At 72.8% G+C, this 16,240-nt stretch carries 12 protein-coding genes; 6 read left to right on the top strand and 6 right to left on the bottom strand.

Annotated features, from left to right (window positions below; translation table 11 throughout):
• Window positions 1-17: 17 nt before the first annotated feature.
• The gene (locus K2F47_RS16840; protein WP_242904244.1) at window positions 18-4,904 is read right to left on the bottom strand and encodes a DUF4082 domain-containing protein; all 4,887 of its coding nucleotides are present in this window, start codon (window positions 4,902-4,904) and stop codon (window positions 18-20) included.
• A gap of 175 nt (window positions 4,905-5,079) precedes the next feature.
• A complete protein-coding gene (locus tag K2F47_RS16835; RefSeq protein WP_242904243.1) occupies window positions 5,080-5,691 on the bottom strand; it encodes an acyltransferase in 612 nt (203 codons plus the stop codon).
• A 44-nt stretch (window positions 5,692-5,735) separates the two neighbouring features.
• Between K2F47_RS16835 and K2F47_RS16830 the strand changes: the two genes are divergently transcribed.
• Window positions 5,736-6,569: a glycosyltransferase family 2 protein gene (locus K2F47_RS16830; protein WP_242904241.1), complete on the top strand. Its 834-nt coding sequence runs from the start codon at window positions 5,736-5,738 to the stop codon at window positions 6,567-6,569.
• Between the two features lie 161 nt (window positions 6,570-6,730).
• Here the strand turns inward: K2F47_RS16830 and K2F47_RS16825 are convergent, their stop codons facing one another.
• Window positions 6,731-7,735, bottom strand: a complete 1,005-nt coding sequence (locus K2F47_RS16825) for a glycosyltransferase family 2 protein (protein WP_242904239.1) — start codon at window positions 7,733-7,735, stop codon at window positions 6,731-6,733.
• Between the two features lie 215 nt (window positions 7,736-7,950).
• Between K2F47_RS16825 and K2F47_RS16820 the strand changes: the two genes are divergently transcribed.
• Window positions 7,951-8,919 carry a DUF5954 family protein gene (locus K2F47_RS16820; RefSeq protein ID WP_242904237.1) on the top strand — a complete coding sequence of 323 codons (969 nt, stop codon included), beginning with the start codon at window positions 7,951-7,953 and terminating at the stop codon, window positions 8,917-8,919.
• A gap of 22 nt (window positions 8,920-8,941) precedes the next feature.
• Here the strand turns inward: K2F47_RS16820 and K2F47_RS16815 are convergent, their stop codons facing one another.
• Window positions 8,942-10,459 carry an MFS transporter gene (locus tag K2F47_RS16815; protein WP_242904220.1) on the bottom strand — a complete coding sequence of 506 codons (1,518 nt, stop codon included), beginning with the start codon at window positions 10,457-10,459 and terminating at the stop codon, window positions 8,942-8,944.
• 129 nt (window positions 10,460-10,588) lie between these two features.
• Here K2F47_RS16815 and K2F47_RS16810 point away from each other — a divergent pair, with 129 nt between their 5' ends.
• The 4 genes from K2F47_RS16810 (at window position 10,589) to K2F47_RS16795 (ending at window position 13,481) form a co-directional block, all read left to right on the top strand.
• The gene (locus K2F47_RS16810) at window positions 10,589-11,323 is read left to right on the top strand and encodes a TetR/AcrR family transcriptional regulator C-terminal domain-containing protein (RefSeq protein WP_242904219.1); all 735 of its coding nucleotides are present in this window, start codon (window positions 10,589-10,591) and stop codon (window positions 11,321-11,323) included.
• Between the two features lie 88 nt (window positions 11,324-11,411).
• Window positions 11,412-12,227 (top strand): SAM-dependent methyltransferase, encoded by an 816-nt coding sequence (locus K2F47_RS16805; protein WP_242904207.1) that lies wholly within the window; start codon window positions 11,412-11,414, stop codon window positions 12,225-12,227.
• An 85-nt stretch (window positions 12,228-12,312) separates the two neighbouring features.
• Window positions 12,313-12,828 (top strand): cupin domain-containing protein, encoded by a 516-nt coding sequence (locus K2F47_RS16800; protein WP_242904205.1) that lies wholly within the window; start codon window positions 12,313-12,315, stop codon window positions 12,826-12,828.
• Window positions 12,828-13,481, top strand: coding sequence for an ArsR/SmtB family transcription factor (locus K2F47_RS16795; RefSeq protein ID WP_242904203.1), 654 nt, complete (start codon window positions 12,828-12,830; stop codon window positions 13,479-13,481). The genes K2F47_RS16800 and K2F47_RS16795 overlap by 1 nt, the downstream gene beginning before the upstream one ends.
• An 80-nt stretch (window positions 13,482-13,561) precedes the next feature.
• On the opposite strand, the gene K2F47_RS16790 is transcribed toward K2F47_RS16795, so the two are convergent.
• Together K2F47_RS16790 and K2F47_RS16785 are read right to left on the bottom strand one after the other, a co-directional pair.
• Entirely contained in the window at window positions 13,562-15,151 is a 1,590-nt protein-coding gene (locus K2F47_RS16790; protein ID WP_242904195.1) for an outer membrane protein assembly factor BamB family protein, read from the bottom strand.
• Between the two features lie 159 nt (window positions 15,152-15,310).
• The gene (locus K2F47_RS16785; RefSeq protein WP_242904193.1) at window positions 15,311-16,234 is read right to left on the bottom strand and encodes a LytR/AlgR family response regulator transcription factor; all 924 of its coding nucleotides are present in this window, start codon (window positions 16,232-16,234) and stop codon (window positions 15,311-15,313) included.
• Window positions 16,235-16,240 lie beyond the last annotated feature (6 nt).

Here is a 16,240-nt window from a genome sequence, read left to right as displayed (position 1 = left end):
CCTCAGGTTGTGGTTCCTCAGGGGCGGGTGCTCGTGAACACGACGTCGACCCAGTAGTTCGAGCTGGACCCGCCCGCGGGGTATCCGCCGGGCCCGTACGCGTACACGCCGTTGGGGCCGTCGTCGCCGTTGCGGAGCGCGTGCAGGGGCGGCGCGTCCACGCCCGCGTTCTCGAACCCGCCGACGTTGGCCGAGTAGTGGCCGTTCGGCGCGAGGTAGGACACGATGTACGTCGTCCCGGCCGTGACCTGCACGGGCGTGGAGAACGCGACCTGCTGCCAGCCCGCCGCCGACTCGCCGGTGAACGTCGCGGTCGCGAGGCGCGTGCCGTCGGGCTTCCACAGCGAGCCGATGTGCGTCCCGGTGTTGTTCGCGCCCTTGTAGAACCGGACGCCGGTCACCCAGCCGTCGGAGTCGGAGCGGAACTTCATGCCGAGCTCCACCGACGCCGAGTCGTCGTCATCGACGACCTGGGGGGTCGCCTCGTCCGTCCATACCGAGGTGCCGGGCGCGGTCTGCTTCGCCGTCGTGAACGACCAGGTCTTCGCGGTGGTCAGCGTGTTGCCCGCGAGGTCCTTGGCGTCCTGCACCCGCGCGGTGTACCTGGTCTGCCAGTCCAGCGGCGCGCTGGGCGTGAACGACGACGTGCGGGTCGCCGGGTCGTAGCCCACCGTGCCGGGCACCGCGACGCCGCCGGGGCCGGTGAGCGTGAACCGCACCGTCGCGCCCTGCACCGCCTCGTCGAAAGTGGCCGACGGGTGCGCGGCGCGCGGGACGCTCGTCGCGCCGTCCACCGGGTCGACCGTGTCGACCGTCGGCGGCGTGGTGTCGCCGGGCGCGACCGTCGAGAACACCGGATCGACCCAGTAGTTCGCGGCGCCGTAGGTCTGGTTCGGGAAACGCGACGTCGCGCTGTAGGCGTAGACGCCGTTCCCGCTCGCGCTGTCGTTGGACGGCGCGCTCAGCGGCACGTTCTCGTAGGCGCTGCCGAAGTAGCCGCCGTCCACCGAGTAGTTGCCCTTGGGCGCGAAGTAGGACGCGATGTAGGTGACCCCGGCGGTGACCGGGATCGGCGCGGAGAACGTCATCGTCTGCCAGCCGGACGTCGTCTCGTTCGTGAACGTGCCGGTGGCGAGGCGCGTGCCGTCGGTCCTCCAGAGCGAGCCGGTGTGCGTCCCGGTGTTCCCGGCGCCCTTGTAGAACCGGACGCCGGAGATCCAGCCGTTCTGCCCGGGCGCGAACTTCACGCCCGCCTCCAGCGCGTTCCCGTCGCCCGACGACGGCGTCGCCGGGGTCGCGTCACTGGCGAACAGCGTGCACGGGCACGCGCCCGAGGTGGTGAACGACCACTGCGTCGTGCCGGACATCGTGTTGCCCGCGATGTCCTTCGCGCCGCCGACGGTCGCGGTGTAGGTGGTGGCCGCCGCGAGCCCGGCGGACGGCGTGAACGTCAGCACCCGTCCCGAGGAGTCGAGCGCGACCGTGCCCGTGACCTGCTGGCCGCCCTGTTTCGCGACCGTGAACGTCGCCGTCCCGGGCCGGATCGCCTCGTTGAACGTCGCGGTGACCTTCGCGCCGGTCGGGACGCTCGTCGCCCCGCCGCCCGGCGACTTGGAGGCGACGGTCGGCGGCGTGGTGTCGGGCGGCGGCGAGAACACCACGTCGACCCAGTAGTTCGTGGAGCCCGACGACAGGTTGGGGAATCCGCGCGCGCCGTACTTGTACACGCCGTCCCCGCCCCCGCCGCCATCGGCGAGCGCCATCAGCGGCGGATTCGCGACCGCCCGGCTCAGCCCGCCGTAGTCGGCCGAGTACCAGCCCTTCGTCGTGTGGTAGGACGCGACGTAGGTCGTCCCGGCCGTCACGCGGACGGGCGTGGAGAACGTCACCTCCTGCCAGCCCAGCGTGGACTCGCCGCTGAAGGTGGCGTTCGCGAGCTGCTGCCCGGTGGACGTCCACAGCGTGCCGATGTGGGTGCCGTCGTTGTTGCGCCCCTTGTAGAACCGGACGGCCTTGACGAAGCCGTCGGTGTCGGCGGTGAAGCGCACCCCGAGCTCCAGCTCGTTCGGGTCGTTGACGCCCTCGATCGCCGGGGCCGTCTCGTCCGCCCAGATGCTGCACGGGCACACGCCGGGCTGCGGCGTCGGCTTCGCCGTCGTGAACGAGTAGGTGTAGGCCTGCATGGCGTTGCCCGCGTCGTCCTTGCCGCCGCTCACCGCCACGGTCAGCTTCGTCGCGTCGGGCAGCGGCGCGGACGGCGTGAACGTCAGCACCGTCCGGGACGCGTCCAGGCTCGCGGTCCCGGCGATCGCCGTCGTGCCGTTCTTCACCGTCAGCGCCGGGCTGCCCGCCTGGATCGGCTCGCTGAACGTCACCGCCGGCTTCAGCGACGTCTTCACGCTGGACGAGCCCGCGTAGGGGGTGTTGTCGACGACGGTCGGCGGCATCGTGTCCGGCGGCTTCACCGTGACGAACACCGGGTCGACGTAGTAGTTGCCGCCCCGGTAGGTCGAGTTCGGGAACCCGCTCGCGCCGGACCGGTAGACGCCGTTCCCGTCGTCCGGCGCGGCCTTCGGCGCGGTCAGCGGCGGCCGCACGAACGGGTTGATCGAGAAGAACTCGGGGTCGGCCGAGTAGTGGCCGTTCGGCGCGAAGTACGACACCACGTACGTCGCGCCCGCGTCGAGCTGCACCGGCGTCGGGAACTCGGCGGTCTGCCAGCCCGCGGCGGTCTCGTTCGTGAACGTCGTGGACGCCAGCTTCGTGCCGTCGGTCTTCCACAGGCTGCCGGTGTGCGTGCCGGTGTTGCCGGTGCCCTTGTAGAACCGGACGCCGGTCACCCAGCCCGACACCGCCGCCTTGAACTTCACGCCCGCCTCCAGCGACGCCGTGTCGCTGTCGGCCGGGACGGCGGGCACCACCGAGTCGCCGAACAGGCGGCACGGGCACGCCACCGTCACCGAGGTCCCGGCGCCGGGGACCTCCAGGTTGCCGCTGTCGTCGACCGCACGCGTCTTGATCGCGACCGGGCCGTTGCCGGTGGCGTCCCACTTGTAGGTCCAGGTGCCGCGCCCGGTCGCCGGATGCCAGGTCGCGCCGCCGTCGGTGGACACCTCGACGCCGCCGACCTGGCCGCCGCCCGCGTCCGACGCGGTGCCGGTCACGGTGACCGTCCGGCCGTTCACGATCTGCGTGCCCGGCGCCGGGGACGTCACGGTCGAGACGGGCGCGGAGCGGTCGGCCGACGCCGTCGCGCGGGTCAGCCCCGCCTGGAGCAGGTAGGGCTGCACGCCCATGTCGGCGAACAGGTTCACGGTCGCCTGCCGCATGTTCGGGTCAGGTGAGGACGGCGCCTCCGACGGCCCGTCGTGGACGGCGTCCAGCCCCCACGACCACTGCACGGTCCCCGCGCCGAACACCAGCGCGCCGCTCGGCGCCCGGTACAGCGTCAGGCTGTGCGTCGCCCGGCCCGGCGCGACGTTCGTGCCGTAGTCGATGAGCTTCTCCGGCACGTCCGCCGTCGTCGTGGACATACGGACCACGCCCGCCGGGCGGGCGCCGTTGTCGAGGTCCTCGTCCCACTCGTAGCCGACGGTCTGGTCGGCGAGCGTCATCGTCGCGCCCGCGGCCTGGTTCGCCACGGCCGTGCCGCGCCACAGCCGCATCTTCCCGTCGGCGGCGGGCACCTTCAGCGCGACGCCGCAGCAGTTCACCGTCCAGATCGTGCCGGTCAGCCCGTTCTCGGGACGGCCGCCGTCGGCGGGCGGGCTGAACCGGGGATCGCGCCAGCTGCCCGTCCACGTCGGGGTCGGGTCGGTCTTGGCGTTCGCGCGGGTCTCCTTGTAGGTGACGAGCGTCCGGAACGCGGAGCCGGCCCGGTCGTTCTCCCAGCGCGTCTTCCAGAACACCTCGTTGCCGCTGAGGAACGCCAGATGCACGCCCGCGTCCCGCGCGGCCTCCACGTTCGCCCGCTCGTCGCCCGACCAGTACTCGTCGTGCCCGACCGACATGAACGCCTTGTGGTTGCGCAGCAGCGAGCCGCGCTGGTCGACGTCCGCGCTGGCCATGTAGCTGACGTCGTACCCGTTCGCCTCCAGGAAGCGGATCATCGGGTACTCGTTGGCGAACACGAAGTCGCGTCCCCACGGCGTGCTCTCGCGGGTGTCGAACGGGCGGTTGTAGCTGACCTTGACCGCGCGTCCCGGCGCGGCGGTGCTGTCGCCGAAGTACAGGCTGTTGCCGCCCCACCGGTTGTAGGCCTGCCAGGTGGTGTCGGACGTCTTGAACAGCAGGTCGGAGTGGCTCGCGTCGTTGCGGACGACGAACATGACGTGGTTGTCGTCGTCGGTGCCGTCGGTGCGGACGATGTGCGCGAAGTACACGCCCGACACCGCGTCGGCGGGCACCTGCCAGCTCGCCGACACCCCCCAGCCGCCGCAGTCGATCAGCCCGGTCGAGTCGTCGGTGAGGCACGCCGGCTGGCGCTGCGGCAGCGGCGCCGACGGGGTCACGGTCGCGACCTTGCGGGCGCCCGCCCCACCGTAATAGCCCATCCGATAAATGCCGATCGAGTACGACCGCGCCGGGGTGTTCACTTTGAACTGGACCTGCTGCCCGACATTGACGCTGAAGTTCGTCGAGAAACCCTCGATGGTCTGCCCGCCACCGGAGATCTTCTCCCACTCCGAAGAAGGCGACCCGGGCTTGCTATTCTCGCACGCCACCGGATTTCCGCCGCTCTCACAGGGGCCCGCCGCAGCCTGCACCGGAGGCTGCGCCAACGCGGCGAGTCCGGTCGCGACCAGCGCCGCTACCAGCGCGAACACGACGGTCAACCGGCGCGCGCGCCGCTTACGGCGTGGTTTCTCCGAACGCCGTTTGCCCACCATCATCGACCAGGCCATCAGTCCCCCTCGGGGCCAACCCCGCCAGCAGAACCGTGGACGTCTGAACGAGACCCCCGGCCCACCCCGATTAACGGGCACGAATTGGCCCGCGCTCGAAAGCACTCCGACTATAAGGTCGGAATGCGCGGGCCATGCCCGGATTGGCCGGTGGTGGCCTCGGGCGTCCGCCGCGTCACCTGTTCGGCAAGATCAGGCGTCGCTCGCCCTGCGCTCCGACCTCGTGGTACTCCTCGCCCGTGCGGGGGCAGCGCCACCGGCCGCCGCCCGCGTCCTCCAGCGGCTCGCCCGCCCGGCCGACCCAGCCGATCCGCCGCGCGGGGCTCCCGACGACGAGCGCGAAGTCCGGGACGTCGCGGGTCACCACCGCGCCCGCGCCGACGAGCGCGTACCGGCCGACCGTCCGCCCGGCGACGACGACGGCGCGCGCGCCGATCGAAGCGCCCTCGCGCACCGTCACGCCGAGCGCGTCCCAGTCCCCCGGCCGCTTGAGGGCGCCGCCGACGTCCGCCGAGCGCGGGTAGAGGTCGTTGGTGAGAACGGCGGCGGGGCCGACGAACACCCCGTCCTCCAGCACCGCCGGCTCGTAGACGAGCGCGTGGTTCTGGAGCTTGACGCGGTCGCCGATCCGGACGCCCGGCCCGACGTAGGCGCCGCGCCCGATCACGCAGTCGACGCCGAGGACGGCGTCCTCGCGCACCTGCGCCAGGTGCCACACGGCCGTCCCGGCGCCGATCTTCGCGCGCTCGTCGACGTCGGCGCTCGCGAGTATGCGCGCTTCGTCCATGGGGGTGCCTCCGGAGGATGTCTGGTTCATACTCTGCCGTTGTGGTGAGCATCGTGATCCCCGCGCACAACGAGGCCCGCGTCATCGGGCGCCTGCTGGACGGGCTGCTCGGCGCCGCCGAGCCGGGCGAGCTGGACATCGTGGTCGTGCCGAACGGCTGCACCGACGCGACCGCCGAGGTCGCGGCCTCCTACGGGCCCGCCGTCCGGGTCGTGGAGTCGTCCGAGGCGTCCAAGGCGGCAGCGCTGCGGATCGGCGACGGCGCCGCCCGCGGCTTCCCCCGCCTCTACGTCGACGCCGACGTCGAACTCGGCACCGCGGACGTGCGGGCGCTCGCCGCCGCGCTGGAGCGTCCGGAAGTGGCCGCCGCGGCGCCGTCCCGGCGGCTCGACATGACCGGCCGGCCCTGGCCCGTCCGCTCCTACTACCGGGTGTGGACGCGGCTGCCGGAGGTCCGGCGCGGCCTGTTCGGACGCGGCGTCGTCGCCGTCACCGAGCGCGGCCACGCGCGGCTCGCCGCGCTGCCCCGCGTGATGGCCGACGACCTCGCGTCCTCGCTGGCGTTCGGCCCCGCCGAGCGGACGGTGGTCGCCTCGGCGGCCGTCACCGTCCATCCGCCGCGCACGCTCGCCGACCTCCTGCGCCGGCGCGAACGCGCCGCCGCCGGGGTCGAGCAGCTCGAACGCGCGGACCTCGACCAGGCGGGCGGCTCGGCCCGCACCAGCCCGTCCGACCTCGTGGCCATGGTGCGCCGCGAACCGTCGCTGGCCCCGCACCTGGCGGTCTTCCTCTCGATCACGGTGCTCGCCCGCGCCCGCCAGGCCCGCCGCCGAGGCAACTACACGACCTGGCAACGAGACGAGAGCAGCCGAACCTAGAGCGCCTTGCGCGGCGACCTCAACGATCGCGCGAGTGCGTGACCTGAGCGGCGGGGCGAAGCCGGAGGCGAGCCCCGCCGGGAAGATCGCGAAGCGATGCCGCACTCGCCAAGGCACGGTCACGTCCCGAGCCGCCAGGCGAGTGGACGTGGGCCGGGACTTCATGAACTCTGCCAGCCCGGGAGCCATTCGCGGCGTGCCGACCAGAGGCGGCGCCAGTCCTCGCCCCGGGCGGTCGGGCGGCCCTGCCGTTCCGGGCGGGCCGACAGCAGGCGGCTCAGCGTCGCGCGCGCAAACACGCCGAACGCCAGCAGGCCGACGGCGAGCTGCCGCAGGCCCGGCGGCAGCTGCTTGCGCAGCAGCGTGGCCTTGCCGGTGAACAGCAGCACCAGCTTGCCCGCGCTGGTCGAGGAGCCGCCGGTCTCGTGCTGGTAGACGCCGCGTCCGGTGACGTGGGGCCGGAACCCGAGGGACGCGGCGCGCACGCACAGGTCGGCGTCCTCGCTGTACATGAAGAAGCCCCGGTCGAACCCGCCGGTCGCGTCCCAGGCGCGCCGCGAGACGAGCATGAACCCGCCCGTGACCACCGGGACGGGACGGACCTGCGCCTCGCCGGTCCAGGGGCGCGGCGACTCCGGATCGAACACGCGGCTGCCCGGGAACACCGAGGTCAGCAGAAACGCGAAGCAGAACGTGGGCCACAGGCCCGGCCGTCCCCACCACGAGCGCGGGTCGACCGAGCCGTCGGGCGCGACGCACCGGCCGCCGACGATCCCGATGGACGGGTCGGCGCGCCCGCAGTCGACCAGGGCCTCGATGCTGCCGGGCGCGGGCAGGGTGTCGGGGTTGACGAACATCAGCCAGGGGAAGCGGGCCTTGCCCGCGCCCACGTGGCAGCCGTAGGCGAAGCCGCCGTTGCGGCCGGTCTCCACGACCCGCGCGTCCGGCGCCACGGTCCGCGCGACCTGCGGCGTCTCGTCGCCCGAGTCGTTGTCCACGATGATCAGCTCGGCCGGGTGGCGGCCGGTCGCGCGGCGCAGCGCGGCCACGCAGTCCTCCAGGTAGCGGGCGCTGCGGTAGGTGAGGAGGACGATCGAGACGCCGTCCCCCTCGGGCGCGGGCGCGTCCGCGCCGAGGAATCCGCCGTCGCTGGTTTCGGGCCGCACCGCGTCCTCCCCGGGGACCGTCTTGCTCGGTCGCAGATCGTCGGACCCAGGGTGCCGCATCGCGCCCGGCATGACCGTGGGTCTGACCGGTCGTGGTCAGGGTGTCCCATGATGTCGTTACATATGCCGTCATAACTGGTCAGGACGCGGGAGAATCTCCGGCGGGATCGACGAAGTGCCTGCTCAGCCGCCGCCGCTGTGTCCAGGATGGGCACATGGCATTCCCCTTGATGCCCGGTTACGACCACATCAACGTGGTGGCCGACCTCGACCCCGGCACGGCGCTGCGGGACACCGAGCTCGGCGAGCGGATCCGGGACTATCCGAAACTCCTCCCGGCCGGTTCCCCCGATTTCGGGCACGCGGTGCAGACCGGCCGGCAGTGGCGGATCGGCTGCACCGGCTCGATGGACCCCGCGAGCGCCCGGTACGGTCTCGCCGCCAACCTCCGCATGGAGGCGCGCGAGCAGGACGACCCGGAATTGGCACGCGCCATGCGCGCCGCCGCCGACCGGCTCGACCCCGAGGAGGGCGACCAGCTCCCCAAGGACGAGTGGGAGGTCGGCGACCGCCGCTACCGGGTGATCCGGATGGAGCGGTTCGCGCTGATCGGCCACCGCACGATGGAGCCGCCGCGCGGCTGCGACTCCGCGCTGGAGGGCACCGACGGCCTGCTGCGCGGCTATCCGATCGACCCGCGCGCGCCCGCCGGCCAGTGGGAGGCGCAGCTCAGGCTGAACCTGGTCGGGTTCGTGGCGCTGCCGGGCCCGGCGCCGGACACCGTCCGCACCGAGGCCCGGCACGCGATCCTCACCCACCCGGGCGTCGTGCTGCTCCCGCCCACGTTCACGGTGGTGGAGGTCAAGGGCGACAGCTGGGAGCCGCTGACCGGCGGCCACCACCCCGAGGAGGCGCGCGAGCGGCTCGCGCGGCACTTCACCGACCTGCTCCCCCGGTTCCGCGAGTTCCAGGGCGACCCCGTGCCGCCGGACGAGCTGGCCGAGTGGACCGAGGCGGCCAAGTTGATCGAGGCCAGCACCGGCCACACGTTCACGGTGCTGGGCCGCGAGTTCCGCATCCTGCGCATCTCCCGGATGCTGCGGCTCGGCCGGGACGGGCCCGAGGCGCCCCGCCCGTCCGACCAGGAGCGCTACGGCCTCAACGGGACGGCGATGAGCGGGTAGCCGGACGGGGCGGGGCGGCGGGTCAGGGGGTGGAGGGCTCGCCGTCCATCGCATGCTCGGCCGCCGCGGCCCGCTCCTCGCGCGGGGCGGGCCGCAGCACCACGAAGGCCAGCACCGCGGCGCCGATCCCGCCGGCGACCCCGGCGACGGCGGTGAGCGACATCGCGTCGACGAACGCGCTCTTCGCCGCGTCCGCCAGGGCGGTGTCGCCGCGGGCGCCCGCGATCGCCAGCGCGCCGCCGATGGAGTCGCGGGCCGGGCCCGGGGCGCCCTTCGGCATCGCGTCGGTGTAGGCGGCGGTCAGCACACTGCCGAGGACGGCGATGCTGAGCGCCTGCCCCACCTGCTGCACGGTGTCGTTGACGGCCGAGCCCACCCCGGCCCGCTCTTTGGGGAGTGCGGCGAGCAGCGTCCCGTAGGCGGCGGGGCCCGCCAGGCCGCTGCCGACGCCCATCACGACCAAGGCGGTGACGAGCAGCGGGTAGCCGTCGTCGGCCGACAGCGAGGCGAGCACGCCGAAGCCCCCGGCGAAGAACACGAAGCCGATCGCGAGGACGACGCGCGCGCCGAACCTCTTGTCGATCGCCACGCCGATGCCGTTGAACGCCATCACCGTGACCAGCAGCGGAATGAACGCGACACCGGTCTTGATCGGGCTGTACCCGAGGACGAACTGCAAGTACTGCGTGAGCGCGAGCATCAGGCCGCCGGCGGAGAACGACAGCAGCACGATCGACAGGCTCGCCCCGCTGAAGTTGCGGTCCTTGAACAGCCCGATCGGGAGCATGGGCTCGGCGACGCGGCGCTCCCACAGCGCGAACCCGACCAGCGCGACGACCCCCAGGACGAGCCCGGCCGCCACCTTCGCCGACGTCCAGCCGTCGCGGGGGATGAAGATGACGCTCCACACGAGCGCCGTCATGCCGACCGTCGACAGCAGCGCGCCGACGAGGTCGGGACGCGTGGCCGGGCCGCGCGACTCCGGAATGATCAGGATGGTCGCGAGGACGGCGAGCGCCGCGATCGGGATGTTGATGAGGAACACCGATCCCCACCAGAAGTGCTCCAGCAGCAGGCCGCCGGCGACCGGGCCGCCGAGCGCGCCCAGCATGAGCACCGAGCTCCAGATCGCGATCGCCTTCTTGCGCTCCTTGTCGTCGAAGACGGTGGTGAGGATCGACAGCGTCCCCGGCATGAGGAACGCGCCGCCCACCCCCATCAGCGCGCGGGCGGCGATGAGCTGGCCGGAGGTCTCGGCGAGCGTGGCGGGCACCGAGGCGCCGCCGAACATCACCAGGCCGATGATCAGGCCGCGGCGGCGGCCGAACCGGTCCGACAGCGCGCCCGCGGTCAGGAGCAGGCCCGCGAACACGACGATGTAGGCGTCCAGGATCCACTGGATGTCGGAGTTGCTCGCGTCCAGATCTTCGATCAGCGAAGGGATCGCGACGTTGAGGACGGTGTTGTCGATGACGACGACGAGGAGGCTCAGGCAGAGGACGCCGAGGATCCACCACCGGCGGGGATGTGGGGCCGACATGGCTCTCCGTTAGAACGGTGAACGAATTTTCGCACACTGTACTAATCTTAGAACAGCGTTCGCAAGGCGGTATCCTGGAAGGGTCCCCGGCCGCGTCCCGACGCGCCACGCCTGTACCCAAGGACCCGCATGCCCCGCGAAACCGACCCGATCGCCGACTCGGTCTGGATACGTCCGCCCAGGTCACGGCGGGGCAGGCCGCAGCTCAGCCGGGAGGAGATCGTGACGGCGGCGGTCGGCCTGCTCGACGCCGAGGGCCTGGACGGGCTGAGCATGCGCCGCCTCGCGGCGACGATCGGCGCGGGCGCGACGTCCCTGTACTTCTACGTCGCGGGCAAGGACGAGCTGATGGAGCTCGCCGTCGACGAGATCATGGGCGAGGTCGACATCCCCGACGCGGCGGAGGTCGGCTGGCGGGAGGCGGCCGCCGGGTTCGCCCGCGAGTTCCGCGCGATGATGGCCCGGCACCCCTGGGCGGTCGCCGTTCTCGGCGTCACGCCCGCCATCGGGCCCAACGCGATGCGGGCGACCGACCGGGCCGTCGCGCTGTTCGGCGCCGCCGGGCTCACCGGCCAGGAGATCGCCTGGGCCAGCGCCCTGCTGCTCGAACACGCGATGGGCGCGGTCATGTCCGAGACGGCCATGCGCACGTTCACGGCGCGGACGGGCCGTCCCGTGACCGAGGTCGTCCGGCAGATGGACGACTACGTGGAGAGCTTCAGCACCGAACTCCCCAACTTCACCGGCTGGTGGCGCGACAACAACGACGTCGACATGGAGAAGAACCTCGACACCGGCTTCGAGTTCGGGCTCGCCCGCATCCTGGACGGCCTGGCGGTGTGGCTCGCCGAAGAGGGCCGCTGACCTGGGACGGCCGAGGGGAGGCACCGTCCGGTGGCCGTCGCGGCGCGGCGCGGGCAAGATGGGGCAGCCGACGATATTGGAGGGGCCCATGGCCGACCACCCCGAGATCGACTCGTCCGTCCCGCACTCCGCCAGGATCTGGAACTACTGGCTGGGCGGCAAGGAGAACTACCGGATCGACCGGGAGGTGGGGGACGCCTTCGTCGGGATCTTCCCCGGCCAGGTCGACATCGCCCGGCACTCGCGCGCCTTCCTCGGCCGCGCCGTCCGGTACCTGGCGGGCGAGGCGGGCGTCCGCCAGTTCCTCGACGTCGGCACCGGCCTGCCGACCGTCGACAACACCCACGAGGTCGCGCAGCGCGTCGCGCCCGAGTCCCGGATCGTGTACGTCGACAACGACCCGCTGGTGCTCGTGCACGCCCGCGCGCTGCTGACCTCCACCCCGGAGGGCGCCACCGCCTACGTGGACGCCGACATCCGCGAATCGGAGTCGATCCTGGCCAAGGCGGCGGAGACGCTCGACTTCTTGCGTCCGGTGGCGCTGCTGCTGCTCGGCATCCTCGGGCACCTGGCAGACGAGGACGACCCCGAGGACGTCCTCGCGCGGCTCGTGAAGTCGCTCGCGCCGGGCAGCTTCGTCGTGATCAACGACGGGACCGACGTGTTCGGGGCGCCCACCGGCGACGTCGACGAGACGGCCCGCGCCCAGGCGATCGGCCGCTACGTGGAGGCGGGCGGCACCGCCTACCACCTGCGCCCGCCGGGGCGGATCGCCGCCTACTTCGAGGGGCTGGAGCTGGTCGACCCCGGCGTCGTCCCGGTGTCGCGGTGGCGCTCGGAGCCGTCGCCGTTCGGCGAGCCGCCCGCGGTGGACGCGTTCTGCGGCGTGGCCCGCGTCCCGTGATCCACTGACCTTCGGCGTGCCGGGCTCGATCCCGGCCGTCTGAGGTGGTCATTCCAAAATTCTGTAGAACTAGGGAGGAAAGGTCATGTCGTATCCCGATCCGCGTTATCTCAAGGAGCACGGCGAGAGCAGCGCCGTGGTGCGTCCCGGCGACACCGCGCCCGACCTGGTCATCGGGGCGAGCGACGCCGACCGCGTGCACACCGGGACCCGCGTCGGCTACCTGGCCACGGGCGGGTCCACCGGCGGGGCGTTCGGGCTGTACCGGTGGGAGATGGGGCCGGGCCCGTCCGGGCCGATGCCGCACTTCCACCGGACGATCACCGAGTCCTTCTACGTCCTGTCCGGGACGGTCCGGCTCCACGACGGGACCGGCTGGAGGGACGCCACGGCCGGGGACTTCATGTTCGTCCCGGAGGGCGGCGTGCACGGGTTCCGCAACGAGTCCGGCGAACCCGCCTCGATGCTGCTGCTGTTCACGCCCGGTGCGCCGCGCGAGGGCTACTTCGAGGAGCTGGCCGAGATCGCCGAATCGGGGCGGCGGCCGAGCGAGGAGGAGTGGGCCGACATCTACCGGCGCCACGACCAGTACATGGTGTGATGAGTGATTTCGCGGAGGAGCCGATCTACGAGCAGCTCGCGCGGCTCGGCAAGGCGCTCGCGAGCCCGGTCAGGCTGCGCCTGCTCGACGTCCTGGACCAGGGGGAGCGCACGGTCGAGGAGCTCGCCGAGGCGGCCGGGATACCGCTGAAGAACACCTCGGCGCAGTTGCAGCGGCTCCGCGCCGCCCACCTCGTGACCGCCCGCAGGTCGGGGACGCACGTCCACTACCGGGTCGCGGACCCGCGGATCTCGCGGTTCCTGGACGAGATGCAGGGCCTCGCCTACGACCGGCTCGCCGACCTGCGCGCGTCGGTCGCCGTCCACCTCGGCGGCGGGGTCGAGGCGGTCGCGGCGGGCGACCTCGCGGAGCGGCTGTCCGACCCCGGGACGCTGGTCGTCGACGTCCGGTCCGCCGAGGAGTACGCGCGCGGGCACGTGCCGGGCGCGGTGTCGGTGCCGTTCGAGCAGCTCCGGGACCGGCTCGGCGAGCTTCCCCCGGACGGCGAGATCGTCGCCTACTGCGGCGGGCCGTACTGCGTGGTCTCGCCCGACGCGGTCCGCCTGCTCCGCGAGCACGGCTTCGAGGCCCGTGCGCTGGACGGCGGGTTCGCGCGCTGGCACCGCTCCGGCCGTCCGGTACGACGGGGTTGAGAACGAGGTCGAGAACGGCTGAGGGCGGCCCGCCGGCTGGGAGAGCGTCTTCGACGGGCCGCCCGGTTCGCAGCCGGTGACTAGCGGCCGAAGGCCAGCAGCACCGATCCCTTGTCGTTCGGGTAGGGGGTGAACATGTCACCGGTCAGGGCGTAGACCATGCCCTGCGAGACCACCGCGCCGCCCCCGCCGGAGAGGGAGCCGCCGCGCCCGACGCCGCCGTTGACGGTCGGGATGTCGGTGATCGTGTCGAAGGACCACAGGACCTTGCCGTCCTCGGCGGAGTAGGCGCGCAGCTTGCCGTCCATGCTGCCCTCCCACACCAGGCCGGGCGAGGTGCTCACCGCGGGCGGGTGGCCGAGGCGGCACACGTTCGGGTACTGCGCCGCGCCGCCGGTCGTGCAGCCGTCCGCCGGGTTCGGGGTGTTCCAGATGATGTGCCCGTTGGCCGGGTCGATGGCGTACAGCGTGCCGGGGTTGCCCATGTAGGTCGCGATGTAGAGGCGGTGGCCGTCGTAGCTGCTGCCCCACTGGATCCCGCTCAGCCCGCCGCCCGGCATCGGCTTGGAGAGCTGCCGCTGCCAGACGATCTCACCGGTGCTCGCGTCCAGGACGTGGTAGACGCCGAGCTTCTGGCCGATGCCGATCAGGTGCTTGCCACCGGCCGTGAACAGGTTCGGCGCCGCGCCGAGGTCGAAGTCGAGCGCGGTGCCGTCGGGCAGGTTCGGGCAGTACTTCTGGTCCTCGGGGGAGGGGCTGTTGCACTCGCGCCGCCAGGTGTCGACGTCGGTCATCTTGCGCGTCCAGCGCGCCTTGCCGGTGTCGGTGTCCAGCGCGAGCACCGAGTCGAAGTGCCCGCCGCTGCCGCTGTAGTTCTGCCCGGTGCCGACGTACAGCGTCCGGGTCTCGGGGTCGATGGCAGGCGTGCTCCACACCCCGGCGCCCGACGGCCCGTAGCGCGGCACGCCGTTCGGCCACGTCCCGTCCTGCTTCGGCTCGGGGACCGTGTAGAACTTCCAATCGATCTTGCCGGTGCGCGCGTCCAGCGCGTTGACCTGCCCGCGGAAGGTGCAGCAGGGGTGCTCCTTGCCCATGAGGTTCTCACCGCTGGACACCCCGACGTACACCCGGCCGCGGAACACGATCGGCGAGCTGGTGACGGTGGCGCTGACGTGGTCCTCGACCCGCGTCGCCCAGTCGAGCTTGCCGCTCCGCTGGTCGAGCGAGTAGATGTAGCCGCGGGTGTCGCCGAAGTAGACGTGCCCCTCGGTCACCGACGCGCCGTCCCGGACCTGGGTGAACCCGGTCCCGACGGTGGACAGGTCGAACTGCCACTTCGGCGCGCCGGTCCTGGCGTTCAGCGCCCGGAACTGGCCGTCGGGGCCGCCGAAGTAGATCGTGTCGCCGACCACCGCCGGCTGGCTGTGCGGGGCGCCGGCCTGGCGGGGGAAGCCGAAGGCCCACTTCAGCTTCAGGTCGCCGACGTTCCTGGTGTTGATCTGGCGTTCCTGCGCGGCATAGCGGGAGCCGCGCATGTCCTTCTGCCAGGTGGGCCAGTCGCCCGACATCGGCCGGCCCGAGGCGCTCGTCACGCTCGACGCCACGGCCAGACAGCCCGCGGCGAGTACGGCGGCCGCCTTCAGCAGGCGGCCGCGTCCGATCGGATGCATCGTCGTTCCCTTCACTTGGCGGGGTTCCGGCCGGACGCTCTGGGAAATCCGGCCGGACCTGTATGGGAGCTGTCCCTCGAACGCACCGGTCGGGCGGGCCTTTTGAAGGTCGATCGGGGCTGGGCCCGTCGGGACACGGCCGGTTCGGGGGGCCGGGCCTCAGGGCGAGCCCGGACGGATGTCGCGGACCAGGCGGTCGCGGAGCGCGCCGGTGTTGCGACGGCTGACGGTCAGGCGGGCGCCGCCGACGCGCAGCGTGCACCGGCCGCGGTCCAGGACCATCTCGTCGACGTGCGCGAGCGCCACCAGGTGCGACCGGTGGATGCGGACGAAACCGGCATCGCCCCACGCCTCCTCCAGCGCCGCCAGCGACACCCGGACGAGATGGCTGCCCGCCTGCGTGTAGAGCCGCGCGTAGTCGCCGTGCGCCTCGGCATAGCGCACGTCCGCGCGGCGGACGAACCGGATCACGCTGCCCACCCCGGCGGGGATGACCTCGGCGGTGGGCGGGCGGCCCGGGGCCCCGTCCGTAGCGCGTTCGTGCGAACGAGCCGGTTCCTCGCGGGGGGACGTCGCCCCACACTCCGCGGAACCGCCCCGGGGTTTCAGCAGTAACACGACGTCGTCGAGGACGTCCCGGGTCACCGCCGGGCCGTACGCGGCGAGCGTGCCGCCGTCGAACGGGACGGCCACGACGCGGCGCACGGGGCAGCGCGGGTCGGCGCACCGGACCTCGCCGGTGCGGGCGTGCTCGGGAGCCTCTGGGGCGTGCCGCGTGCCCGTGCCGTCCCAGGCGAGCAGGTGCTCGCCGTCGGTCACCGCGACGGCGGCGCAGCCGAGCGCCGCCCGCAGGTGCCGCGCGGCGGCCTCGGCGCCGCCGGCGGACGGGCCGCCGTGGAGCGCCCGTGCCGCGCGCGCGACACCGCCGATCGCCCGCGCCGCGCCCCCCGCCGGGCTCCCGCCGTGGCGGGAGCGGTCGGCGGGGGTGCGGCCGCCCACGGGCGGTCGGTGCCGGGCGACGGTGCGCATGCCGATGATCATCGCGGCGAGGCCGCAGGCGCCGGCGACCACAGTGGCGTGCATGCACTC

Source organism: Actinomadura terrae (assembly GCF_022751215.1).
Classification (GTDB): Bacteria; Actinomycetota; Actinomycetes; order Streptosporangiales; family Streptosporangiaceae; genus Spirillospora; species Spirillospora terrae.
This window is presented reverse-complemented; position numbering and strand designations above follow the sequence as displayed.

Coding starts and splice junctions, on each gene's coding strand:
- K2F47_RS16800 (WP_242904205.1), top strand. CDS start 12,313: ATGTCGTATCCCGATCCGCGTTATCTCAAGGAGCACGGCGAGAGCAGC.
- K2F47_RS16835 (WP_242904243.1), bottom strand. CDS start 5,691: ATGGACGAAGCGCGCATACTCGCGAGCGCCGACGTCGACGAGCGCGCG.
- K2F47_RS16820 (WP_242904237.1), top strand. CDS start 7,951: ATGGCATTCCCCTTGATGCCCGGTTACGACCACATCAACGTGGTGGCC.
- K2F47_RS16805 (WP_242904207.1), top strand. CDS start 11,412: ATGGCCGACCACCCCGAGATCGACTCGTCCGTCCCGCACTCCGCCAGG.
- K2F47_RS16795 (WP_242904203.1), top strand. CDS start 12,828: ATGAGTGATTTCGCGGAGGAGCCGATCTACGAGCAGCTCGCGCGGCTC.
- K2F47_RS16840 (WP_242904244.1), bottom strand. CDS start 4,904: ATGGCCTGGTCGATGATGGTGGGCAAACGGCGTTCGGAGAAACCACGC.
- K2F47_RS16785 (WP_242904193.1), bottom strand. CDS start 16,234: ATGCACGCCACTGTGGTCGCCGGCGCCTGCGGCCTCGCCGCGATGATC.
- K2F47_RS16790 (WP_242904195.1), bottom strand. CDS start 15,151: ATGCATCCGATCGGACGCGGCCGCCTGCTGAAGGCGGCCGCCGTACTC.
- K2F47_RS16815 (WP_242904220.1), bottom strand. CDS start 10,459: ATGTCGGCCCCACATCCCCGCCGGTGGTGGATCCTCGGCGTCCTCTGC.
- K2F47_RS16810 (WP_242904219.1), top strand. CDS start 10,589: ATGCCCCGCGAAACCGACCCGATCGCCGACTCGGTCTGGATACGTCCG.